General features: G+C 72.2%; 15 protein-coding genes and 1 pseudogene. 11 read left to right on the top strand and 5 right to left on the bottom strand.

Annotated elements, in window-relative coordinates:
• Positions 1 to 211: 211 nt before the first annotated feature.
• Entirely contained in the window at positions 212 to 2,188 is a 1,977-nt protein-coding gene (locus tag ACFWBF_RS06120) for an ABC transporter permease (RefSeq protein WP_385595927.1), read from the bottom strand.
• Positions 2,189 to 2,399: 211 nt separating this feature from the next.
• A complete protein-coding gene (modA, locus tag ACFWBF_RS06115; RefSeq protein ID WP_385595925.1) occupies positions 2,400 to 3,224 on the bottom strand; it encodes a molybdate ABC transporter substrate-binding protein in 825 nt (274 codons plus the stop codon).
• Between the two features lie 298 nt (positions 3,225 to 3,522).
• Between modA and ACFWBF_RS06110 the strand changes: the two genes are divergently transcribed.
• The gene (locus ACFWBF_RS06110) at positions 3,523 to 3,942 is read left to right on the top strand and encodes an RNA-binding S4 domain-containing protein (protein WP_385595922.1); all 420 of its coding nucleotides are present in this window, start codon (positions 3,523 to 3,525) and stop codon (positions 3,940 to 3,942) included.
• Between the two features lie 67 nt (positions 3,943 to 4,009).
• Here the strand turns inward: ACFWBF_RS06110 and ACFWBF_RS06105 are convergent, their stop codons facing one another.
• The 3 genes from ACFWBF_RS06105 to dhaK form a co-directional block, all read right to left on the bottom strand.
• Entirely contained in the window at positions 4,010 to 4,411 is a 402-nt protein-coding gene (locus ACFWBF_RS06105) for a PTS-dependent dihydroxyacetone kinase phosphotransferase subunit DhaM (protein ID WP_385595919.1), read from the bottom strand.
• The gene (gene dhaL, locus ACFWBF_RS06100; protein ID WP_385595916.1) at positions 4,408 to 5,022 is read right to left on the bottom strand and encodes a dihydroxyacetone kinase subunit DhaL; all 615 of its coding nucleotides are present in this window, start codon (positions 5,020 to 5,022) and stop codon (positions 4,408 to 4,410) included. Before dhaL ends, ACFWBF_RS06105 begins: the two co-directional genes overlap by 4 nt.
• 61 nt (positions 5,023 to 5,083) lie before the next feature.
• Entirely contained in the window at positions 5,084 to 6,088 is a 1,005-nt protein-coding gene (gene dhaK, locus ACFWBF_RS06095) for a dihydroxyacetone kinase subunit DhaK (RefSeq protein ID WP_385595913.1), read from the bottom strand.
• Positions 6,089 to 6,797: 709 nt separating this feature from the next.
• Between dhaK and ACFWBF_RS06090 the strand changes: the two genes are divergently transcribed.
• From ACFWBF_RS06090 to ACFWBF_RS06045, 10 genes and pseudogenes are all read left to right on the top strand, one after another.
• Entirely contained in the window at positions 6,798 to 8,282 is a 1,485-nt protein-coding gene (locus tag ACFWBF_RS06090) for a sugar transferase (RefSeq protein WP_385596121.1), read from the top strand.
• A gap of 73 nt (positions 8,283 to 8,355) precedes the next feature.
• Positions 8,356 to 9,672, top strand: a complete 1,317-nt coding sequence (locus ACFWBF_RS06085) for a nucleotide sugar dehydrogenase (RefSeq protein WP_385595910.1) — start codon at positions 8,356 to 8,358, stop codon at positions 9,670 to 9,672.
• A pseudogene (locus tag ACFWBF_RS06080) lies at positions 9,662 to 10,941 on the top strand (glycosyltransferase family 4 protein). Before ACFWBF_RS06085 ends, ACFWBF_RS06080 begins: the two are co-directional and overlap by 11 nt.
• Positions 10,938 to 12,305, top strand: a complete 1,368-nt coding sequence (locus ACFWBF_RS06075; protein ID WP_385595904.1) for a Wzz/FepE/Etk N-terminal domain-containing protein — start codon at positions 10,938 to 10,940, stop codon at positions 12,303 to 12,305. The pseudogene ACFWBF_RS06080 and the gene ACFWBF_RS06075 overlap by 4 nt, the downstream one beginning before the upstream one ends.
• On the top strand, positions 12,302 to 13,825 hold the full coding sequence (locus ACFWBF_RS06070) for a Wzz/FepE/Etk N-terminal domain-containing protein (protein ID WP_385595902.1): 1,524 nt from the start codon (positions 12,302 to 12,304) through the stop codon (positions 13,823 to 13,825). The genes ACFWBF_RS06075 and ACFWBF_RS06070 overlap by 4 nt, the downstream gene beginning before the upstream one ends.
• Positions 13,826 to 13,828: 3 nt before the next feature.
• Complete coding sequence (gene asnB, locus ACFWBF_RS06065) at positions 13,829 to 15,763, top strand: asparagine synthase (glutamine-hydrolyzing) (protein WP_385595899.1); 1,935 nt, start codon at positions 13,829 to 13,831, stop codon at positions 15,761 to 15,763.
• A gap of 16 nt (positions 15,764 to 15,779) precedes the next feature.
• Positions 15,780 to 17,984, top strand: a complete 2,205-nt coding sequence (locus tag ACFWBF_RS06060; RefSeq protein WP_385595897.1) for a bi-domain-containing oxidoreductase — start codon at positions 15,780 to 15,782, stop codon at positions 17,982 to 17,984.
• Positions 17,981 to 19,942: an alginate lyase family protein gene (locus tag ACFWBF_RS06055; protein ID WP_385595895.1), complete on the top strand. Its 1,962-nt coding sequence runs from the start codon at positions 17,981 to 17,983 to the stop codon at positions 19,940 to 19,942. Before ACFWBF_RS06060 ends, ACFWBF_RS06055 begins: the two co-directional genes overlap by 4 nt.
• Positions 19,943 to 19,951: 9 nt before the next feature.
• The gene (locus ACFWBF_RS06050) at positions 19,952 to 21,472 is read left to right on the top strand and encodes a right-handed parallel beta-helix repeat-containing protein (protein ID WP_385595892.1); all 1,521 of its coding nucleotides are present in this window, start codon (positions 19,952 to 19,954) and stop codon (positions 21,470 to 21,472) included.
• A gap of 1 nt (position 21,473) precedes the next feature.
• Positions 21,474 to 22,697 carry an O-antigen ligase domain-containing protein gene (locus ACFWBF_RS06045; protein WP_385595890.1) on the top strand — a complete coding sequence of 408 codons (1,224 nt, stop codon included), beginning with the start codon at positions 21,474 to 21,476 and terminating at the stop codon, positions 22,695 to 22,697.
• Position 22,698 lies beyond the last annotated feature (1 nt).

Here is a 22,698-nt window from a genome sequence, read left to right as displayed (position 1 = left end):
GCGTGCTGCGGCTGCTGAGGCGGGGACGGCGGTGAGCCGGGCGCGCTGAAGGACATGACGGTGGACCCCCCACGGGAACATCTGACATGGAACGAGCCCCGCGGACGCGCGGGGCTCCGGTGAACATATGTCAGCCGGCGTCCACCGTCCAAAGCATTGCGGCGAACGGTCGGACACGCGGACCTGGGCGTTTTCCGCTTCCGTGGCCGTCTCAGAGCCGTACCAGGGTGACCTCGGTCGCCTTCACGCTGGTCCACACCGCGGTCCCGTCCGTGATGCCGAGGTCGGCGGCGGCCTCCGGGGTGATCTCCGCGACCAGGTCGGGCGCTTCGGCCGAGGCGATCAGCAGGCGCAGCCGGCTGCCGACCGAGGTGATCTCCCGTACGGTGCCCGGCCAGATGTTACGGGGGCTGCCGCCCGGGCGGTCCCGGTGCACCGACACCGCCTCGGGGGCGATGATGGCGAGCGCCTGCGCCCCCTCGGGCAGCGCCTCGGCCACCACCAGCCGGCCCCCGGCGGCGAGCGCGAGCCCCTCGGCCGACGCCGTGCCGGGCCAGGCATTGCGCCCCAGCATCCGGGCCACCCACGGGGAGCGCGGATGGCGGGTCACCTCGGCGGGCGGGGCGTCCTGCAGGGCCTGCCCGTCGGAGAGTACGAGGACCCGGTCGGCCAGGGACACGGCCTCGACGGGGTCGTGGGTGACGATGAGGCAGACGCCGCCGAAGGCGGCCAGGTGCGTGCGCAGGGTGTGCCGGACGTGGGCCCGCGTCGTCTGGTCCAGGGCGGCGAGCGGCTCGTCCAGCAGCAGCAGCCGGGGCCGGGCGGCCAGCGCCCGGGCCAGCGCCACCCGCTGCGCCTGCCCGCCGGACAGTTCGGCGGGCCGGCGGTGGGCGAGGTGCCCGACCCCGAGCCGGTCCAGCCAGGTCCGCGCCTCGCGGCGGGCCTCGGCGCGCGGCACCCGGCGGGCACGCAGCCCGTACGTGGTGTTGGCCAGGGCGTTCAGGTGCGGGAACAGCGCGCCGTCCTGCGGGACCCAGGCGACCTGCCGCTTGTGCGGGGGCAGTTCGGTGACGTCGGTGTCGCCGAGCCGGAGGGTGGCGTGGGCGCGCGGGGTGAGGCCGAGCAGCGCGCGCAGCAGGGTGGTCTTGCCGGCGCCGTTCTCGCCGACGACGGCGATGGTGGTGCCGGGTTCGGCGTCCAGGGTGAGCCGGTTGAAGCCGGTCACCTCGGCGTGCAGCGGCCACTGTCCGGCGTGGGGCGCCGTCGCGGTGCCGGTCGGATCGGCTTCGGGCGCCGGCTCCGGCGTCGGCGCCGTGGGCTCCTGCATCGGCTTCGCCGCGTTCGCTTGGGCGGCCTTCGCGGCGACGGGAGCGCCCGTCCACCGTCCGCGCAGGGCGATCAGTACGCCCATGGCGATGGCGAGCAGCAGCAGTGACACGGAGGTGGCGGCCTCCGGCTGGTCCTGGAGCAGCAGATACACCTGGAGCGGCAGCGTCTGGGTGGTGCCGGGCAGGTTGCCGGCGAAGGTGATGGTCGCACCGAACTCGCCCAGCGCCCGGGCCCAGGTGAGCGCGGCGCCCGCGATCAGCCCCGGGGCCACCATGGGCAGGGTGACCGTGAAGAACACGCGCACCGGCGAGGCGCCGAGGGAGGCCGCGGTCTCCTCGTAGCTCGGCTTGAGGCCGCCGAGCGCACCCTCCAGGCTGATGACGAGGAACGGCATCGCGACGAACGTGGCCGCGACGACGGCTCCCGAGGTGTGGAAGGGCAGCGTGATGCCGAAGGTGCCCTCCAGCCACGGACCGAGCACTCCGCGCCGGCCGAAGCCGAGCAGCAGGGCCACACCGCCGACGGTCGGCGGCAGCACCATCGGGAGCAGCACCAGCGAGCGGACGAGGGCCTTGCCCCGGAAGTCGACGCGGGCCAGCAGCCAGGCCAGCGGCACGCCGAGGACGAGGGAGAGGCCGAGTGCCCAACAGGACACCAGCAGCGACAGCTTGAGGGCCTGGACCACGCCGGGGTTGGTGAGATGGGTGCCGAGCTCGCTCCACCGGGTCCGGGTGAGGATGCCGACCAGGGGCAGCAGCAGGAACGCCACGGCGAGCAGGGCGGGGAGCGCCAGCGTGACGGGGGTTCGGGTGCGCGTCCGGGGGCGTGTTCGGGTGCCGCGGCTGCGAAGTCTGCTCATGAGGCGATCCTGGCGGGAGAAGCTGTGACGGCGGGGGATCCGGCGGGGCCGGGACGGGGGAAGGCCGGGATGCCGGGACGGGGGAAGGTCGGGATTCGGCGGGGCCGGATGTCCGGAGCGGATACGACACGGGGCGGATACCCGGGGGCGGATACGACGCCGAGCGGGACTGCCCGTCCCCCGGACCGGGCAGCCGCAGCCGGACGGGCGGTTACGCCTTCTGGAAGCCCGCGTCCTGGAGGATCTTCTGGGCCTCGGGGGTGCTCAGCCAGGCCACGAACGCGGCGGCGGCCTCGGCGTTCTTGGACGCCTTGAGCGTGGCGGCGGGGTAGGAGGCCACGGCGTTCTGGGCGTCGGGGATCTCCACGTTGACGACCTTGTCACCGGACTTCGCGGAGTCGGTCTTGTAGACCAGGCCCGCGTCGGCCTCGCCCAGCTCGACCTTGCTCAGCACGGCGCGGACGTTCGGCTCCTGGGAGACCGGCTTCACCTCGGCCTTCTGGGCGTCGAGGATCTGCTTGCTGTAGCGGCCGACCGGGACCTCGGGCGCCGCGAGCACGACCTTGATCTTGCTGTCGGCCAGGTCCTTCAGCTCGTCGATCTTGAACGGGTTGCCCTTGCCGGTCGCGATGACCAGGCGGTTCTTGGCGATGACCGAGGCGCCGTTCGTCTCGGCCTTGAGGCCGTCCATCGTCTTGGTGTCGGCGGTGACCAGCGCGTCGGCGGGGGCCCCCTGCTTGACCTGGGCGGCGAGCTCCTGCGAACCGGCGAAGGAGAAGGTGACCTTGGTGCCCGGGTGCGCCTTCTCGTACGCGGCGCCGGCGGTCTTGAACACGTCGGTGAGGGAGGACGCGGCGAGGACGGTGAGGTTCGCGGCCTTGGGCGCGGCGGAGGCGGCCGCCGGGGAGGTCGCGTCGGCCTTCACGTCGTTGTCGCCGTCACTGCTGCCGCAGGCGGACAGGACGGGCACGAGCAGGGCGGCGGCGGTCAGGGCGGCGGCAGCGGTGCGGCGGCGCTTGAGGATCATCGGGGACATGAGCGGGTGCTCCTCGGTCGGGTCGGCGGCCGGCCGGGTGCCGGGTCCGCGCGGAGGTGACCCGCGCCGGTGACGGGCGGAGCGGGTGGCCGGGGCTGAGCGGGTGGTGTGGCTCGTCTGACGCCCGGCAGGCGGGCGGCCTGTCCGATCGTGACGGACTGCATGTGCGACAAGGTAGGGGCACCTGTCCCGCATTTGCAATCATCTTGGGATGATCTGCATGGCAGATGCCACGTCACTTGTCGCAACCACCAAAACCCGTTCCGTGGGGTGTGGCCGCTCTCGCTAGAGTCGGGGTATGGCTGATGACGGAACAGGGACGGGACCAGGGACGGGACCAGGGACGGGAACGGGCGCCGGAAGCGCTCGCGTGGACGCCTGGATCTGGTCGGTCCGCCTGACGAAGACCCGGGCGATCGCGGCCGGCGCGTGTCGCGCGGGCCATGTGAAGGTCAACGGCGAACGGGCGAAGCCGGCGCAGCTGGTCCGGTCCGGGGACGAGGTGCGGCTCTTCCACGCGGGGCGGGAACGCGTCGTGGTGGTCAAGCGCCCGGTGGCGAAGCGGGTCGGCCCCCCGGTCGCGGCGGAGTGCCTGATCGACAACAGCCCCCCGCCGCCGACCCCGGTGGAGGCGGCGGTGGTGGGCATCCGCGACCGCGGCGCGGGCCGCCCGACGAAACGCGAACGCCGCGAGATCGAAACCCTGCGCGGCCGCTAAGGCCTACTGGCCTGGCCTGGCCTGGCCTGGCCTGGCTGTCCGGCCGGGCCCGGCCCGGCCGGTCAGGTCAGGTCTTGCGGTACGAATAGGCCTCGACCGCCGAGGCCAGGACCATGTCGAGGGGGGCGCCGGCGGAGGCCGTGACCGTGGCCGTCACCGCGCCCTCGACGAAGGGAGCGTCCGCCAGGCGGGCGCCCTCCGGGAGGTCGCCGTCCAGCAGGAGCGCCTTCACCGTGAGCACCGAGCTGCCGAGGTCCGCCAGGAGGACCACCCCGGCGCCCTGGTCCACGGCACGCACCGCCGCCACGATCATTTCCGCGTTCGTGCCCAGACCGCCGTCGGCCGTGCCGCCCGCCGCGGCGACCGGGGCCACCGGGCCGCCCGCCGCCAGGCCGCGGGCCAGCTCCGCCACCGACTCGGCGACGGCCGCGCTGTGCGAGACCAGCACGATGCCCACGGCCGCGGTCATGCGCCCGCTCCGGGCGCGTCCGCCGTGTCCGCCAGCGCCGCCAGTAGCAGCGCCGCCGACGTCGCCCCCGGATCCTGGTGGCCGATGCTGCGTTCACCCAGATAGCTGGCCCGCCCCTTGCGCGCCTGCATCGGCACCGTTGCCCGGGCGCCGTTCTCCGCCGCCTCCTCGGCCGCGCGGTAGGAGGTGCTCAGCGCCGCCACCCCCGGTACCAGCGCGTCCAGCATCGTCTTGTCCCCCGGAGCCGCGCCGCCGAGCTGCGCCACCGCGCCCACCCCCGTGTACAGGGCCTTGCGCAGCTCGTCGTCGGAGACCTCGGCGGCTTCTCCGAGCTCCTTGCCCGTACGCCGTAGGAGGGTCCCGTACAGCGGTCCGGACGCCCCGCCGACCGTCGAGATCAGCGTCCGTCCCGCCAGTTGCAGGACCGCCCCCGGCGCCGCCGGAGCCTCCGCTTCCAGGGCGGCCCGTACTGCGGTGAACCCTCGTAGGAGGTTGCTTCCGTGATCGGCGTCCCCGATGGGGGAGTCGAGCTCGGTCAGCCGGTCCGCCTCCCGCTCCACCGCCTCCGTGGCGGCCGTCATCCAGCGCCGGAAGAAGTCTGCGTCACGCACCGGATCTCCTCGCCTCTTTCCGGCCCCTCGGCCGGTGCCTGGTCCCACGGTCACCATACGGTCACCGGCCCCAGCGCAGCGCGACGGTCTGGACGGGCGCGTCCCACAGCCGCAGCAGCTCCTCGTCGGCCCGGCACAACGTCACCGAACACCCCGCCATGTCGAGCGACGTGACGTAGTTGCCCACGAGCGTCCGCGCCGCCGGCACACCCCGCTCGGCCAGGATCCGCGCCACCTCCGCGTGGAACCCGTACAGCTCCAGCAGTGGCGTCGCCCCCATCCCATTGACCAGCGCGAGCACCGGGCCGCCCGCCGGGCCCACCCCCGCCAGCTCTTCCAGCACGGCGCCCACCGCGATCTCCGCGATCTCCCGGGCCGGCATCATCGCGCGCCGCTCCCGGCCGGGCTCGCCGTGAATCCCGACCCCCAACTCCAGCTCCTGGTCCGGGAGATCGAAGGTCGGACTGCCCTTCGCGGGCGTCGTGCACGCGCTCAGCGCCACCCCGAAACTGCGCGAGGAGTCGTTCACCCGCCGGGCGATCGCCGCGACCCGCTCCAGCGGCGCCCCCTCCTCGGCGGCCGCGCCGGCGATCTTCTCCACGAACAGCGTGGCGCCGGTGCCGCGCCGCCCGGCGGTGTACAGACTGTCGGTGACGGCGACGTCGTCGTTGACCAGCACCCGCTCGATGCGCAGGCCGTCCTCCTCGGCGAGCTCGGCGGCCATCTCGAAGTTCAGCACGTCCCCGGTGTAGTTCTTGACGACGAACAGCACTCCCTGCCCGCTGTCCACCGCCGCCGCGGCCCGCAGCATCTGGTCCGGAACGGGTGAGGTGAACACCTCCCCGGGACAAGCGGCCGACAGCATCCCGTACCCGACGAAGCCCGCGTGGAGCGGCTCGTGCCCGGACCCGCCCCCGGACACCAGCCCGACCCGGCCCCCGCCGCGCACGTCGCGCCGTACGACGACACGCCGCTCCACGTCGACGTCCAGATCGGGATGCGCGGCGGCCATACCGCGCAGCGCGTCGGCGACGACGGTCTCCGGACTGTTGATCAGCATCCTCATGCGTATCTCCCGGTGAGGCTTACAGGTGACGCTCTGATGCCGACCTCTTGCCGACCTCGATGACGACCTGTCAGGCGGGGTGCCGACTGGGCACCGCTCACTGTGACGGTAGGGGAGCCGGCCCCGCAGCGACAGGCAGACGGAGTCCCGGGCGTGGCACCGCATGCCGGGCGGCCGCGAAGGGCTCGGTGGGGCAGGGAGTCCGCCTGTCGCCGGCGGCGCCGCCTGCGTCCGTGGCGCCGGTGCCGACAGCCCGGAGAACGCCCGTCATCACAGGTCGCAAGGCGTGTCTCGCCTTCAACGCGCTTGCGGACAGCGGCCGTTCGGTGGGCCCACCTTCAAAGCCTGAGCACAAGTTGCATACATTCCCCTCTCCAGAGGGGCCCTCGTGGTCTACATTGACCCTGCTTCGCATGCTCGGACACGAGGTGACAAATAGTGATCTTCAGGGCAGGCGCTACGGACGGGTTCCCGCGCACCTGGAGACTCTGACAAGACATGCGAATCCGCTGCCTGCCGGGTGGGGTGTTCAAGTGGCACTGCCATGGCCGGTATGCCATGCGCGGGGGGCGGGGGCCTCCCGGAGGAACAGCGCGGCGCGGGGGGCGGGGCCTCCCGGGGGAGGAACAGTGCGGGGGGCGCGAGCCTCCCGGGGGGAGGAACCGTGTGGAGCGAACACGTCGAGTCCACTGGCGACCTGGGGGGGATTGTGCAGCAGGGGGAGGGGGGATTAGCCGGCCCGTTATTATCGGCGCGCGGGCGACCGGTGAACGGGGCGATCGGGCAGCCCGCCATCGACTGGGAACAGCGGTACCGCCGCACTGTGATCACCAGCGATACCGTGGCCACCGCCTTCGTGGTGGCGGCGATCGGCGGCTCCTTCGGGGTCCGGGACGCGGCCAACTGGCATGAGAAGTGGAGAATTCTCGCCTTCGGCACCGAGCTGCTGGTGCTGGTGGCGCTTGCGGTGAGCCGGTCGTGGGCTCCGGCCGTGCTCGGCCAGGGCGCCGAGGAATTCCGCCGGCTCGGACGCTCACTGTTCACGGCGGCCGTCGTACTGGCGCTCGGCGGGATCGCCCTGACCTCGCGCAACATCAAGCTCTGGATCTTCGTCGCGATCCCGGCGATCGCGCTCATCACCATGACCGAGCGGTATCTGCTGCGCCTCTGGCTGCACAAACAGCGAAAAGAAGGACGGTGCCTGCGCCCGGTGCTCGCTGCCGGGAGCCTGGCCACCGTGCGCGACCTGATCACCCGAACCCGCAAGTTCCCGCACCTAGGCTGGCGGGTGGAAGCGGTGTGCACGCCGGATGGGCTCGGGCTCGACGGTGACCAACTGGACGGAGTGCCGGTCGTCGGCCGACTGACGGCGGTCGCGGGCCACGTCCGCCGCGACGGCTACCGTGTCGTCGCGGTCACACCGGACCCGCACTGGTCACCGGACCGGCTGCAGCGGCTGGCCTGGAACCTCGAAGGCAGCGATGCCGAGATGGTCGTGGCCCCCGTGCTGATGGAGGTGGCCGGCCCGCGGCTGCACGTCGACGCGGTGCTCGGAATCCCGCTGCTGCGGGTCAGCATGCCGACCTTCACCGGGGGCCGCCGGGCCGTCAAAGAGGTCGTCGACCGGATGGGCGCGGCGGTCCTGCTGATGCTGTTCGCGCCGCTGATGGTGCTCGTCGGGGCGGTCGTGCTGGCGGACAGCCGGGGCGGGGCGTTCTACCGCCAGCGCAGGGTCGGCAAGGACGGCCGGGAGTTCACCATCTTCAAGTTCCGCACCATGGTCGCCGGGGCCGGCGGGGCACGTGCCGAGCTGGCCGACCGCAACGAGGGCGCCGGCCCGCTGTTCAAGCTCCGCCGGGACCCGCGGGTCACCCGGGTGGGAGCGATGCTGCGCCGGTACTCGATCGACGAGCTCCCGCAGCTTTTCAACGTGCTCACCGGATCGATGTCACTCGTCGGTCCGCGGCCTCCTTTACCGGAGGAGTGCGCTGCGTACGACCCGGACATCCGGCGGCGGCTGCTGGTCAAGCCCGGGCTCACCGGCCTGTGGCAGATCAGCGGACGCAGCGACCTGCCGTGGGAGGAGGCGGTCCGGCTGGACCTGCGGTACGTGGAGGACTGGTCGCTCGCCCTCGACACGGTGATTTTGTGGAAGACGCTGCGCGCGGTGCTTCAGGGGCAGGGGGCCTACTGATGCGCGGAGGGCGTTGTCCGGTCGGCTCGCGGACGGCAGGCCACAAGGGCCTGCCCGGGGGGAGGAACGGGTTATGAGAGTCAGCGTCTTGGGACTCGGTTACGTGGGCTGCGTGTCGGCCGCGTGCCTGGCCAGCCTGGGTCACGAGGTCATCGGGGTGGACGTGAACCAGGTGAAGGTCGACCTGGTCAACGACGGCAAGGCCCCGGTGGTCGAGGAGCGGATCGGCGAGCTCATCGCCGAGGTCGTGCGGGCCGGAGCGTTACGCGCCACCGGCGACGTCCGCGAGGCGATCAGGGGCAGCGAGGTGTCGCTGGTCTGCGTGGGCACGCCGTCGGAGCCCAACGGCAGCCTGTGCACCACGTACCTGGAGCGGGTCACCGAGCAGATCGGTGCCGCGGTGGCCGAGCGGGGCGGGCGGCAGACCGTCGTGTTCCGCAGCACCATGCTCCCGGGCACGTGCCTGAACCTGCTGGTTCCGATCCTGGAGAAGTACGTCGGCGGCACGGCCGGGGTGGACATCGGGGTCGCGGTCAACCCGGAGTTCCTGCGCGAGGGCACGAGCGTCCAGGACTTCTTCGACCCGCCCAAGACCGTCATCGGCGAGCTCGACCCGGCGAGCGGCGACGTGGTGGCGGCGCTGTACGACGGATTGCCCGGCGAAGTGTTCCGGGTGCCGGTCCCGACGGCCGAGGCGATCAAGTATGCGGACAACGCGTTCCACGGCCTCAAGATCGGCTTCGCGAACGAACTGGGCTCGGTCTGCCAGGCGCTCGGGGTGGACTCGCACCAGGTGATGGACGTGTTCCTGGCCGACCGCAAGCTGAACATCAGCCCCGCCTACCTGCGGCCCGGCTTCGCCTTCGGTGGCTCCTGCCTGCCCAAAGACCTACGCAGCCTGCTCCACGCGGCGCGGCGGGCCGACGTCTCGGTGCCCATCCTCGCCCACGTGCTGCCCTCCAACTCCGAACATCTGCAACGCGCGGTGGAGCTGGTCGAGCGCACCGGCAAGCGCCGGGTGGGCCTGTTCGGGCTGTCCTTCAAACCCGGCACCGACGACCTCCGCGAGAGCCCGCTCGTCGAGCTGGCGGAGAGGCTCTTCGGCAAGGGCTACGACCTGCGGATCTACGACCCCAACGTGAACCTCTCCCGGCTGCTCGGCGCGAACCGCGAGTACATCGAGACCCGGCTGCCGCACCTCGCGCAGCTGCTCGCGGAGTCCGTCGGCGAGGTGCTCGAGCATGCCGAGGTGTGCCTGGTCGGGACCAAGGATCCGGCCGTGCTGTCCGCGCTGCCCCATGGCGCCAGCCCGGTGATCGTCGACCTCATCCGCCTTCCCGACGCCGAAGCGCGCCGGGCCGAACCGGGGTACATGGGCCTTGCTTGGTGACACGTCGTTCGACGGCACAGTCAGCGGCGACGGGCCGACCCGTCGCGCGCTGATCCTCGTGGAGAACCTGTCGGTGCCCTTCGACCGGCGGGTGTGGCAGGAGTGCACGACGCTGCGCGACGCGGGCTGGACGGTGCACGTCATCTGTCCCCGCGGGGAAAAGCGGGACACGGAACCGGAGGTGGAGATCGACGGGGTGCGGATCCACCGCTACCCGTTGCGCGCGGCCACCGGAGGGCCGGCCGGCTACCTGCAGGAGTACGGATCGGCGTTGTGGCATACGGTCCGGCTGGCCCGCAAGGTCGGCCCGGTCGACGTGGTCCACGCCTGCAATCCGCCAGACCTGCTGTTCCTGCCGGCACTGTGGCTGAAGCGGCGCGGGGCGCGGTTCGTCTTCGACCAGCACGACCTGGTACCCGAGCTGTACCTCTCCCGGTTCGACCGCGGCGAGGATCTGCTGTACCGCGCCGTGCTCGCGCTGGAACGGCGGACCTACCGGGCCGCGGACATCGTGCTCGCCACGAACGAGAGCTACCGGGACGTCGCGCTGAGCCGTGGCGGTCGGCGGCCGGCGGACGTCTTCGTGGTGCGCAGCGCGCCCGACACCGACCGGTTCCAGCCGGTACCGCCCGAGCAGGAGCTGAAGCGCGGCAAGCCTCACCTGCTGTGTTACCTCGGCGTCATGGGCCCGCAGGACGGCGTCGACTACGCCTTGCGAGCCCTCGCGAAGCTGCGCGACGAGCTCGGGCGGACCGACTGGCACGCGGTGTTCGTCGGCGCCGGCGACAGCTTCGACGCGATGGTGGAGCTGGCCCGGCGGCTCGGGCTCTCGGAGCAGGTGCAGTTCACCGGGCGCATCCCGGACGCCGACCTGGTGCGCTACCTGTCCACCGCGGACGTGTGCCTTTCCCCCGACCCGCGCAATCCGCTCAACGACGTGTCGACCATGAACAAGGTCCTGGAGTACATGGTGATGGGCCGGCCGATCGTCTCGTTCGACCTCCGGGAGGCGCGAGTCTCCGCCGGTGACGCCGCCGTCTACGCGCCCGCCAACGACGAGGCCGAGTTCGCCAAGCTCATCGCGCTGCTGCTGGACGATCCTGAGAAGCGGGCCCGGATGGGCAAGATCGGCCAGGAGCGGATCAACGGGCCGCTCTCCTGGCGGAACTCGCAAGCATCGCTGCTCGCCGCCTACGCCGCAGCCTTGCGTGACCACGCTCCGGTGTCGGCGGCCGAACGGGACGGGCAGGGGGGAGACCGCACCGTTGAGCGATGACACGATACGCCTGGTCACGATCGGTCGGATCATCCGTCGGCGCTGGCGACTTCTCACCATCCTCGCCGTGGTGGGTGCGCTCGTCGGCTACGGCACCTCTTTGCTGATTCCGCCGCGTTACACGACGTCGGCATCGGTACTGCTGCCGGGCGCGTGGCAGGAGCGCGAGCTGCTGACCCAGGCGGAGATCGCGACCAGTTCGGTGGTGGTCGACCGCGCGGCTGCCACGCTCGGCTGGTCCGGGGTCAGCGGCAGCGAGCTGCGGGATCAGGTGAGCGCCAAGGCCGCCGACGGCAACATCATCAAGATCTCGGGTACGGCCGACACCCCGGAGCGCGCACAGCAACTCTCCGACCAGGTGGCCCAGCAGTTCGTCACGTTCGCCGCTCGGATTGCGGGCGCCAACACCGACCCCGAAGCGGCAGCGCGGCCCGAGGCACTGCGGCAGATGGTGGTGCAGACCAGCCGCCGCATCACCGACCTGGCCGAAGCGGCCGATCCGGGGCAGACCGTGGAGAGCGTACAGACCCGCACCGAGCTCGCGAAGCTGCGCACAGCGCTGCAGGAGGCCATCAAAAAGCTGGACCAGGCCGACCCGGCCGCCAACAAGGCCAACATGGTCGTCATGGGGCCGGCGGCCCGGCCGGCCGGCGAGGCACCGCCGACGAGGACGCAGCTCATCGTCGGCGGGGCACTGCTGTTCTTCCTGCTCGCGGTCATCGGCCATCTCACCGCCGCACGGATGAGTCGCCGGCTGCGCACCGAACCTGAGATCGCCGCGGCGCTGGGCTCGGCGCTGCTGGGTACCGTCGACGTACCTGGTGAACGGCCCGCGCACCGGCCGGAAGGCCGTGGCCCGCGGGCCCGGATCCGCCGGCTGCTCGGCGTCGACATCCGGTGGGACATACCGACCCCGCAGAGCTCCGGCGACGAGGCCGGCAGGCAGATCCGCTACCGGCGGGTGTGCGCCCGCCTCCGGGACCGGCTGCCGGCTCCCCGGCAGCTGCTGGTTGTCGTCCCGGACGGCGACGAGATCGCCCGCCGGGCCGCCGGGCAGCTCGTCGCCGAGGCCGAGAGCGATCCGCTGCTGCGGGTCGTGGGGGTTTCGGTGTCCCGGCCGGTGGTGCCGGACCGCGACAGCGAGTCCGGTGTCCTGGTCGTGCTCAGCGCGGGCAACTGGACCGCAGGGGAGCTCGCGGGCATCGCCGAGGCGTGTGCGGACGCCAAGCAGGAGGTCGTGGGCATCGTCCTCGCCGGCATGGTCCGGGCCCGTCCGACGCGGTCTGCCGGCCATCCTGCGCATGGCGCCACGCCGACGATCGCGGTCGGCGACGACGCGGCGGGAGGTGCGGTGTGACGACGAGTACGGCTTCGGAGCCGTCGGCTGCCGCTCCGCTGCTGGACCTGCAGGCGCTGGTGGTCGCGGTGCGCAGGCGCCGCCGCCTCTGGTGCTCCATGGCGCTGTTGGGGCTGCTCTTCGGCGCGGCGGTGGCGGTCCTCATGCCGCCGCCGCCGACCGCGGTGACCAAGGTGCTGGTCGCGCATCAGGCGGACCAGCCGAACGACCCCGGAACGCTGATCCGCACCGACGTCGGGCTGCTGCACACCACGCGGATCGCCGGTAAGGCCCTGCAGTCCCTGGGGTCCCCGGAAAAACCAGAGGACTTCATGCAGGACTACGGGGGCATCGGCTTGTCCAACAACCTGCTGCAGATCACCGTGACAGGTGACGGCGACGCGGAAGCGGTGGCCCGGGCCAAGGCGCTGGCCGATGCGTTCGTCGCGGACCACGTGAGGCGGATACAGGAAGCTGCGGACGCCGAGGCCAAGACCCTGCTCGACCAGCGTGACCGCATGCAGGACGAACTCGCCCAGGTCAACAAGGCGATCGCAGACACATCGGCGGGAAGCGGGCCGAAGGCTTCGGCGAACATGGAGTCGCTCTTCGCCCGCCGGGCCGAGCTCACCTCCCGGATCACCGATTTCGGCCAGCGCGCCGCCGAGGCGCGCGTCGGCACGCCCCAGCTCATCGCCGGCACACAGATCGTGGACGCCCCGCGCGCGGTGCGGCACTCCCTGCCCAGGACCGCCGCGACCAACGCCGCGATCGGGCTCGTCCTCGGGCTCGTCCTCGGCCTCGCGGTGGCCGCGGTCGGCGCGGTGGTGGCGGACCGCCCCGTGCTGCGCCGGGAGATCGCGGCGAACCTCGGCGCCTCGGTCATCGCGGAGCTGCGCCGCACGCCCCGCCGGCCGGCCAGGCTGTGGCAGCGCCGACGGACCCGGGCGGCACGGACACGGCTCACCGCGACCCTGGCCCGTACCGTACGCGGCTCCGCGGAACCGGTGTCGCTGCTGGAACTGGGCTGCGCGCACAGCACGACTGTGATCGCCCTGGACCTCGCCGCCGCACTGGCGGAGGAGGGGCCGGTGGTGATCATCGACGGTCTGCCCGGCCTGCGGCTCGTCAACCGCCGCCCGAAGCCGGGAGATCCCACCGTGGTCAGCGGCGAGCAGGCCGCGGCCCCGTCGCCTCAGGAGCGCCGGCTCGGCGTCGGCTCGGTGGCGCCCGGCGCGGCGTGGACCGACCTCCAGTACCTCGGTACGCAGACCCTGCTCGTCGTTCGCGCCGGGCACGGCAGCGCCGCATGGCTGCACACCGTGGCGCGGCAGCTCGCGGACCTGCGCATCGCGGTGATCGGTGTGGTTCTGATCGACCCCGATCCGCGTGACCGGACCGACGGCACGCTGTGGGACGGGCTGCACACCGCGCTGCGCGGCCGCAACGAGCGGCCGGACCAGCAGAACGGGACGGGCCGGCCGCGGCCGGAGCGGCCGTCATGGGCACGGGTTCCGGACATCGACCAGGAGGTGCGGTAGGACATGTGTGGCATCGCAGGCACTTACCGATGGCCGGACGGGAAGGTCGTGACCGACCGGCTCACCGATACCCTCGCCCACCGCGGTCCGGACGGGGCGGGCCGGTACAGCCACCCCGCCGGTGACGGCGAAGTGCACCTCGGGCATCGCCGGCTGGCCATCATCGACCTGTCCGAGACCGGCGCCCAGCCGATGGTCTCGGGCGGCCTCGTCCTGACGTACAACGGCGAGCTGTACAACGCGCCCGAGCTGCGCGGCGAACTGGCAGCCGCCGGGGTGCGCTTCCGCGGCACGTCCGACACCGAGGTGCTGCTGGAGGCCTGGCGGCGCTGGGGCACGGACTGCCTGCCCCGGCTGCGCGGCATGTTCGCGTTCGCGATCTTCGACGAGCGAACCGGTGAGTTGGTGCTCGCCCGCGACCAACTCGGCATCAAGCCGCTGTTCCTGCTCCGGCGCGACGGGGGCCTGGTGTTCGCCTCCGAGCTCAAGGCGCTCGCCGCCGCCACCGGCGGGTCGCTACAGGTGGACCATGCGGCGCTGGTGGCCTCACTGCTGTACTACTGGGTACCGGACTCGCGCTGCGCGTTCCGCGAGGCGGAGAAGCTGCCGCCGGGGAGCTGGCTGCGGTGCCGGCCCGACGGCCGGGTGGAGCGCGGCCGGTTCTGGCACCTCCGGGACGTAGCCGCCGAGGGCCGGGAACGGGCCCGGGCCGGCGAGCTGCCGGATGTCGCCGCCATCGTCGAGGAGTCGACCCGCCGCCACCTGCTCTCCGACGTACCCGTGGCGACCTTTCTCTCCGGCGGTCTCGACTCCAGCTACCTGACCGCGCTGGCGGCCCGCGACCGACCCGGGATCTCCGCCTACACCATCGGGTTCCGCGCCGAGGACGCCAAGTTCGAGGCGATGCCGGACGACCTCCGCTACGCCCGGCAGGTGGCCGAGCGGTTCGGCGTCGACCTGCACGAGATCGAGATCGCTCCTAACGTGCTCGACCTGCTGCCCCAGATGACGTACCACCTGGACGAGCCGATCGGCGACCCCGCCGCGATCAACACCTTCCTGATCTGCTCGGCGGCCCGGGAGGCCGGGGTCAAGGTGATGCTGTCGGGGATGGGCGCCGACGAGCTGTTCGCCGGATACCGCAAGCACCTGGCCAACCTGCTCGCGCTGCGCTACCAGCGCGTCCCGCGGCCCCTGCGGCGCGGCCTGTCCCGGGCCGTGGACCGGCTGCCGGTCGCCACGGCCCGCCGGGGGTACCGGTCGGTGCGGTTCGCGAAGCGCTTCCTCTCCTTCGCCGATCTGCCGGAGGAGACCGCGTTCCGGCGCAGCTACACCATGTACGACCAGGACGAACTGCTCGCCCTGATCGATCCGGACTTGGCCGGGACGGTCGAGGAGGTGCTGACCGAGCACGCGGACGTCTACCAGGACAACGACCTCGACGACTTCGTCAACCGCATGTGCCTGGGCGACGCCCGGATGTTCCTGCCGGGCCTGAACCTCGCCTACACGGACCGGTCGAGCATGGCCGCGTCGACCGAGGTGCGGGTGCCGTACGTGGACGTCGAGGTGGTCAAGGCGGCGTTCGCCGTGCCCGGCGATCGCAAGATCGTCGGACGACAGGGCAAGGCCGTCCTCAAGGAGGCGGCCACCTCGATCCTGCCCCGGGAGATCGTGTACCGGCCCAAGGGCCTGTTCAGTGCCCCGCTGCGCGCCTGGATGAGCCGGGATCTGGCACCGCTGGTGCGCGAGGTGGTGCACGACGGCGTGCTCGTCAATTCCGGGTTCCTGCGCCGCGACGCGCTGGCGCGCATGGTCGCCGAGGACGCCGCCGGGCAGCGGGACTTCTCCAAACATCTGTGGCACGTGCTGACCCTCGAGTACTGGTACCGCGGCGCGACCTCCGGCTCCGGCCGGAGCACTCACTCAACGGCGTAGAACAACAGGAGTTCGGGTGAAACAAGTTGTGCAGAACTACAAGAGCGGCGAGCTGGCGCTGCTCGACGTACCGGTGCCGGGCTGCAAGCCGGACGGCGTGCTGGTCAGGACCGCCTACTCGCTGATCTCCACCGGGACCGAGCTCATGAAGGTGTCCGAGGCCGGCATGTCGATGGTGGGCAAGGCCCGCTCCCGTCCGGACCAGGTGGCCAAGGTCATGCAGAGCGTGGCCACCAACGGGGTGCCCGCCACCTACCGCAAGGTGATGGGCAAACTGGACTCCTACACGCCGCTGGGCTATTCGCTGTGCGGGGTGGTCGAGCAGGTCGGCACCGGGATCGACGACGTGACGGTCGGTGACCTCGTGGCCTGCGCGGGCAATGAGCACGCGCTGCATGCCGAGCTGAACTGGGTGCCGAAGAACCTCTACGCCCGGGTGCCGGACGGCCTCGCGCCGCGGCACGCGGCTTTCGGCACCGTCGGGTCGATCGCGATGCAGGGCGTCCGCCGCGGCGAGCCGCAACTCGGCGACGTGGCACTGGTCATCGGCCTCGGCCTGATCGGGCAGCTGGTGGTGCAGCTGCTGGCCGCCTCGGGAGTCCGCGTCGTCGGGGTCGACCCCGACCCGGTGCGCTGCGAGCTCGCCGAGCGCCTGGGCGCCGCGGCCTGCGGCGATCCCGCGTCCGCGGCCGTGGAAGCTGCCGTCGCCGAACTCACCGGCGGTCACGGCGTGGACCAGGTGTACCTGGCCGCCGGCGGCGGCAGCAATCAGCCCGTCGAGCTGGCCGCCCGGCTCTGCCGGGACCGCGGCCGGGTCGTCGACATCGGCAAGTGCCGCCTGGACCTGCCGTGGAACGCGTACTACGAGAAAGAGCTCGACGTCCGGTTCTCCCGCTCGTACGGCCCCGGGCGCTACGACCCGGAGTACGAGCTGGAGGGGCGGGACTACCCGATCGGCTACGTGCGCTGGACCGAGCGCCGCAACCTGGCGTGCTTCCTCGATCTCCTCGCCCGCGACCGCGTCGACGTGGAGCCCCTGGTCTCCCACATCGCCGACTTCGATGACGCCGTCGAGACGTACCAGCGCCTGAAGGACGGCGACCTGAAGGCCGTGGCCGTGCTGTTCCGGTACCCCGGCCCCGTTGGAAACACAGCGGAAGCGCAGGCGCCGGCGGTGGCCGTGCCCGCGGTGCGACGCAGCGGCACGGCGTCGCCCCCGGCCCGGTCCGCCAAGGCGCCGGTACGCCTGGCGTTCGTCGGCGCTGGAAACTACGCGACGTCGATGCTGCTGCCGCACCTGGCACAGCGCGACGGCGTCGAGTTGGCCACGGTCGTCACCACGACGGCACTGTCCGCGGCCAACGCGCAGCGGAAGTTCGGCTTCGCCGAGGCGACCACCGACCTCGACGCCGTGCTCGGCGACAAGTCCATCGACGCGGTGTTCGTCGTCACCCGGCACAGCTCGCACGCCGAACTGACCCGAAGGGCGCTGCTGGCCGGCAAGACGGTGTTCGTGGAGAAGCCCCTGGCCCTCACCGAGGACGAGCTGGCCGGCGTGGTCGCGGCGGTGGAGGAGTCCGGCAACGACCGGCTGCAGGTGGGCTTCAACCGCCGGTTCGCGCCGCTGCTGCAGGAGGCCAGGAAGCGGTTCGGCGCACGGACCGGTCCCGCCAGCCTCCGCTACCTGGTCAACGCGGGCCGGCTGCAGCACGGCAGCTGGTACCTCCAACAGGGCACCGAGGGCTCGCGCTTCGCCGGCGAGGGCGGACACTTCGTCGACACGGCGAGCTGGCTGCTCGAGGCCGACCCGGTCTCGGTGTACGCGCTCGCCACGTCCGGCCACGAGGACCTGCAGGTCGTGCTGCGCTACCCGGACGGGTCCACCGCCACCATCAGCTACGTCACCACCGGCTCGCCCGGCTTCCCCAAGGAGACGCTGGACCTCGTCGCGGACGGCAAGGTGCTGCGGCTCGACGACTTCGTCCGTGCCTCGGTGTATCTGGACGGCAGGGTCGGCCGCAAGCGGTGGGTCAGCTCGCGGCTGCCCAAGGCCCGGGACAAGGGCCAGTCCGCCGAGCTGGCCGCGTTCATCAAGGCCGTACGGACCGGCGGCCCGATGCCGGTGCCCCTGGAGTCGCTGGTCGCCACCACGGCGGCCACCCTCGCCGTGCAGGCCGGCCTGGTCGGCGGCGCTCCGGTGACGTTGGCGAGGGCGCGATGACCCTGAGCGCGGGCTGGTACCTGCGGCGGCTGTCCCGGATGGGACCGCGGGAGGTCGGCGGCAGGGTGGGCGACGCGGTGCGCAGGCGGCGGTGGCGGTCGGCGCTGCCGGACTGCCCGAGCGTGACCGGCGCCCGGTTCACCGCGGTACTGCCGGCCGGGACGATCGACGCGGTGCCACCGGATGCCGCGAAACGTCTCGTCGCCGAGGCGGACCGGCTGATGGCCGGGCACGCCGAGTACTTCGGGGTGGACCGTGACGACCTGGCCGACCCGGACTGGTGGTACGACCCGAAGACCGGGCGCCGGGCGCCGCAGGGCTACGCCTTCGACGTGCCGTACCGCAGCGAGGACGCGGTCGGGGACATCAAGCAGATCTGGGAGCTGTCCCGGCACCAGTACCTCACCGTGCTCGCCGCCGCCTACGCGATCACCGGGGACGAGCGGTACGCCGAGCGAGTGGCCGAGCACCTGCGGTCGTGGTGGGCGGCCAACGCGCCGCTGCGCGGGGTGCACTGGATCAGCGGCATCGAGTTGGGGATCCGGCTGCTGTCCTGGGTGTGGATCCGTCGGCTGCTCGACGGCTGGCCGGGCGCGGCCGGGCTCTTCGAGGGCAACCCGGTGGCGCTGGACCAGATCTGGCACCACCAGCGGTGGCTGGCCGCCTTCCCCAGCCGGGGGTCTTCGGCGAACAACCACGTCATCGCGGAGGCCGCCGGGCAGTTCGCCGCGGCCTGCGCGTTCGGGTGGTTCCCCTCCTCGGCGCGTTGGCGAGCCGACGCGCTGCGGTCGCTGGAGCGGCATCTGCGGAGCAACACCTTCCACTCCGGCCTCAACCGCGAGTCGGCCACCGAGTACCACGGGCTCGTGCTGGAGCTCGGGCTGGCCGCGGTGGCCGAGGCGGATGCCGCCGACGTGCCGGTCCCCGCGACCGTCCGGGTGGTGCTGCTGCGGATGACCGACGCCCTCGCGGCCGTCGTGGACAACCGGCTGCGGCCACCGCGCCAGGGTGACGCGGACGACGGGCACGGTCTGGTCGTGGACGGCGCGGGCACCGACCGCTGGGCCTCGCTGCTGGCCACCGGGGACGCCGTGTTCGGCGGGCTCGCCTGGTGGCCGACGGTGACCGGCAGCGATGTGCGCACCCCGCTGCTGGCCGCGCTCATCCGGCCCACCGCACCGGCCGTGACCCGCCCGGCGAGCCGACCGGCCCACTTCGCCGACGCAGGGCTGACCATCCTGCGCGGTCCGGGGGAGATCTGGTGCCGCTGCGACGGCGGTCCGCACGGATTCCTGTCCATCGCCGCCCACGCCCACGCGGACGCGCTGTCCGTGGAGGTCCGGCACGACGGGGTCGACGTGCTCGCCGACCCGGGGACGTTCTGCTACCACGGGCAGCCCGAGTGGCGGCAGTACTTCCGGTCGACCCTCGGCCACAACACCCTGCAATTGGACGGCGGTGACCAGTCCGTCTCCGGCGGCCCGTTCCTGTGGACCCGGCATGCCCGCAGCCGCGTCCTGGTCGCGGACCCGTCCGGCGGCTCCGACGGGGTTACGGCCCGCTGGTGCGCCGAGCACGACGGTTACCAGGGCTCCGTGCACCGCCGCCGGGTGGAGCTGACCGCCGCAGCCAAGGAGCTGCGGGTGGTCGACGAGGTGCGCGGCCCGCGCCGGTCCGCGCAGCTGGCGTTCCACCTCGGCCCGGCGATCGCCGCGGACCTGGTGGGGAACCGGGCAGTGCTCACCTGGACCCGGGACGGCGAGGACCGCTCCGCCGTGCTCGACCTGCCCGGGCAGCTGTCCTGGCGGGCGCACCGCGGCGAGAGCGACCCGCCGCTGGGCTGGTACTCCGCCGGCTTCGGGCGCAAGGAACCCACCACCACGCTGATCGGCACCGGCTTCGCCGACGGCTCTGCGTTGTCGGGGGAGCTCACCACCGTACTCAGGTTCCGCGGCTAGGGAGGACGTGTGGTGATCAAGAGACGGCACTGGGCGTTGCCGCCGGCACCGCTGGTGCTGGTCCTGCTGGCGGCGACCGGCTGCGTGAGTGCACCGGACGCCCCGGCGAAGCCGACCGTTGCGCCGTCCACGTCCGTGGCCGGAGTGTGCGCCACGCCCGCGGCCGGACCGGCGACGGCGCCGGCGGGCGCGGTGACGGTCGACCCCGAGGTGGTCGGTGACCTGGCCGCGAAGACCAAGAGCAGCCCTGCGAACACCACGTTCTGGCTTCGACCGGGGACGCACAGGCTCGAATCGGACCGTTTCGCCCAGGTCGTCCCCAAGGAGGGGAACAGCTACCTCGGCGCGCCGGGCGCGGTGCTCGACGGCCAGAAGACCAACCAGTACGCGTTCGGCGGTGCCGCCGGCAACGTCACCGTCCGCTACCTGACCGTGCAGGGTTTCGCCGCGCCGCAAAGCGAGGGCGTCGTCAACCATGACTCGGCCGACGGGTGGGTGATCGAGCACGCGACGATCCAGAACAACTCCGGCGCCGGGCTGATGGCCGGTGCCCGCCAGCGGGTCCGCGCCAGCTGCCTGCGCGGCAACGGACAGTACGGCTTGAACGCGTACAAGGCCGGCGGCCCCGTCAGCGACCTGGTGGTCGAGGGCAACGAGATCGTGGCCAACAACACCGACGACTGGGAGCGGCGCCAGCCGGGCTGCGGCTGCACCGGAGGGGTCAAGTTCTGGGCCGTCAACGGCGCCGACGTACGCGGCAACTGGGTGCACGACAACCGCGGACCCGGGTTGTGGGCGGACACCAACAACAACGACTTCAGCATCGAGGACAACGTGCTCGAGGCCAACGACGGTGCCGCGCTCATCTACGAGACCAGCTACAACGCGGTCATCCGGAAGAACACGATCCGGCGGAACAACTGGGTCGAGGGCCGCAGGAAGGCCGGCGACGGCGACACCTTCCCGTTCGCGACCGTCTACCTGTCCGAGTCCGGCGGCGAACCGCGGATCCCGGCGCGCACGGACAAGATCGAGATCTACCAGAACGTACTGGAGAACAACTGGTCCGGGATCACCTTGTGGGAAAACGCCGACCGGTTCTGCAACAGCCCGGCCAACACCTCGTCCGGCGACTGCACGCTGCTGGTGAAGGACACCGGCCGCTGCGCACAGCCGACGATCTCCACCGCACCGCTCTACGCGGACTGCCGGTGGAAGACCCAGAGGGTGGACATCCACGGCAACCGCTTCGTGCTGGACACGTCCGTCGTCGGGTGCGCGGTGAAGTGCGGCCGCATGGCGGTGCTGGCCAACTACGGCACCTATCCGGACTGGTCGCCGTACAAGGGCGAACCGGTGGCCGAGGCGGTCACCCACGAGCAGCAGAACCGCTGGCACGACAACGTCTACCTCGGACCATGGAGCTTCGTCGCCCACGACCCGAGCCGAGAACTCGACTTCGGGCAGTGGCAGGGCACGCCGTACCAGCAAGACGCGGGCAGCACCTTCCAGCCACAGGCCGGTGGTTGAGATGGGCACGCCGAAGATCGTCGGGGTCGTCTGGGGGCTGCTGATCCTCAACACGCTCGGCTCCGCCGGGGCGAAGACCATCGTGCCGCTGCCCCGCTCCCTCATCCAGATGGCCACCATGGGCTCGCTGGTCGCCGCGTTCGTGCTGGCGCTCGCCCTCAACCTCCGGTTGCGCATCCGAGCCAGCGCCTTCCTGTTCCTGCTCACCCTGCTGCTGGTGCCGAGCGTGATCTCCAGCGCGCACCTGGAGTCCGGGTTCGGCGCGCTGTTCCGCTGCGCCCGGCTGGCTCTGTTCGTCGGCACGCTGTGGCTGCTCAGCCGCTGGTGGGACGGCAGCCCGACGTTCGTCCGGCACCACATCCGGCTGTACTTCGCGGTGCTCGCGTCGGTGGCCGCCGGCTTGCTGATCTCCCCGGGCGCGGCCCTGCCCGACCTCTACGGCGGGCGGCTGGTCGGCGCGCTGTGGCCGCTCACCCCGCCGCAGATCGGACAGTACGCCGCGGTGATCATCGGGCTCGCCGTGCTGCTCGTCCTGGACCGCCGGACCGACGGGCGCAGCGCGGCGATGGTCATCGTGCCCGCACTCGTCCTGCTCGCGCTGACCCATACCCGGACGGCCACGCTCGGCCTGCTCATCGGGCTGGTGTTGGCGATCGGCTCGCTCGTCCTGACCAGCGCCGCCGCCCGCCGGTTCTTCGCCTGGGCGGTGCTGTGCTCCACGGTGGCCGCGGTGGTGTTCAACTCCGCGCTCCAGGCGTGGTTCCTGCGCGGACAGAGCCAGGAGAACTTCTCCAACCTCACCGGTCGGGCCAAGGTCTGGGACGCCCTGCTGGCAGCCCCCCGGACGACCTCGGAGCAACTGTTCGGCGCGGGCTTGGGCGACAAGTCGTTCGGCGGGCTGCCGATCGACAACAGCTGGCTGGCCGTTTACAACGAGCAGGGTCTGACCGGCACCGCCATCGTGGCGGCGATCATCCTCGTGCTGGGGGGCGTCGCGTTGCTGCGCCCGCCATCACTGCAGAGGGCCTGCGCGATCTTCCTGATCAGCTACTGCGCGATCGCGTCGTACACCGAGGCCGGGCTGGGCGACGCCTCGCCGTACCTGCTGCATCTGACCGTGGCCGCCTCGCTGCTGGCGGCGCCTGCCGCGGCCGCTCCCCTCTCGACGCCCGAAGTCCCCCGTCGACGCATACCGCAATGGGCCCGGAAATCGGAGGTGACCTGAG

It is taken from the genome of Streptomyces sp. NPDC060028 (assembly GCF_042736725.1).
In the GTDB taxonomy this organism is placed as follows: domain Bacteria; phylum Actinomycetota; class Actinomycetes; order Streptomycetales; family Streptomycetaceae; genus Streptomyces.
This window is presented reverse-complemented; position numbering and strand designations above follow the sequence as displayed.

Bases quoted from the DNA above. Each gene is read 5' to 3' on its own strand.
- ACFWBF_RS06055 (WP_385595895.1), top strand. From the start codon at position 17,981: ATGACCCTGAGCGCGGGCTGGTACCTGCGGCGGCTGTCCCGGATGGGA.
- ACFWBF_RS06105 (WP_385595919.1), bottom strand. From the start codon at position 4,411: ATGACCGCGGCCGTGGGCATCGTGCTGGTCTCGCACAGCGCGGCCGTC.
- ACFWBF_RS06045 (WP_385595890.1), top strand. From the start codon at position 21,474: ATGGGCACGCCGAAGATCGTCGGGGTCGTCTGGGGGCTGCTGATCCTC.
- asnB (WP_385595899.1), top strand. From the start codon at position 13,829: ATGTGTGGCATCGCAGGCACTTACCGATGGCCGGACGGGAAGGTCGTG.
- ACFWBF_RS06110 (WP_385595922.1), top strand. From the start codon at position 3,523: ATGGCTGATGACGGAACAGGGACGGGACCAGGGACGGGACCAGGGACG.
- modA (WP_385595925.1), bottom strand. From the start codon at position 3,224: ATGTCCCCGATGATCCTCAAGCGCCGCCGCACCGCTGCCGCCGCCCTG.
- ACFWBF_RS06120 (WP_385595927.1), bottom strand. From the start codon at position 2,188: ATGAGCAGACTTCGCAGCCGCGGCACCCGAACACGCCCCCGGACGCGC.
- ACFWBF_RS06085 (WP_385595910.1), top strand. From the start codon at position 8,356: ATGAGAGTCAGCGTCTTGGGACTCGGTTACGTGGGCTGCGTGTCGGCC.
- dhaK (WP_385595913.1), bottom strand. From the start codon at position 6,088: ATGAGGATGCTGATCAACAGTCCGGAGACCGTCGTCGCCGACGCGCTG.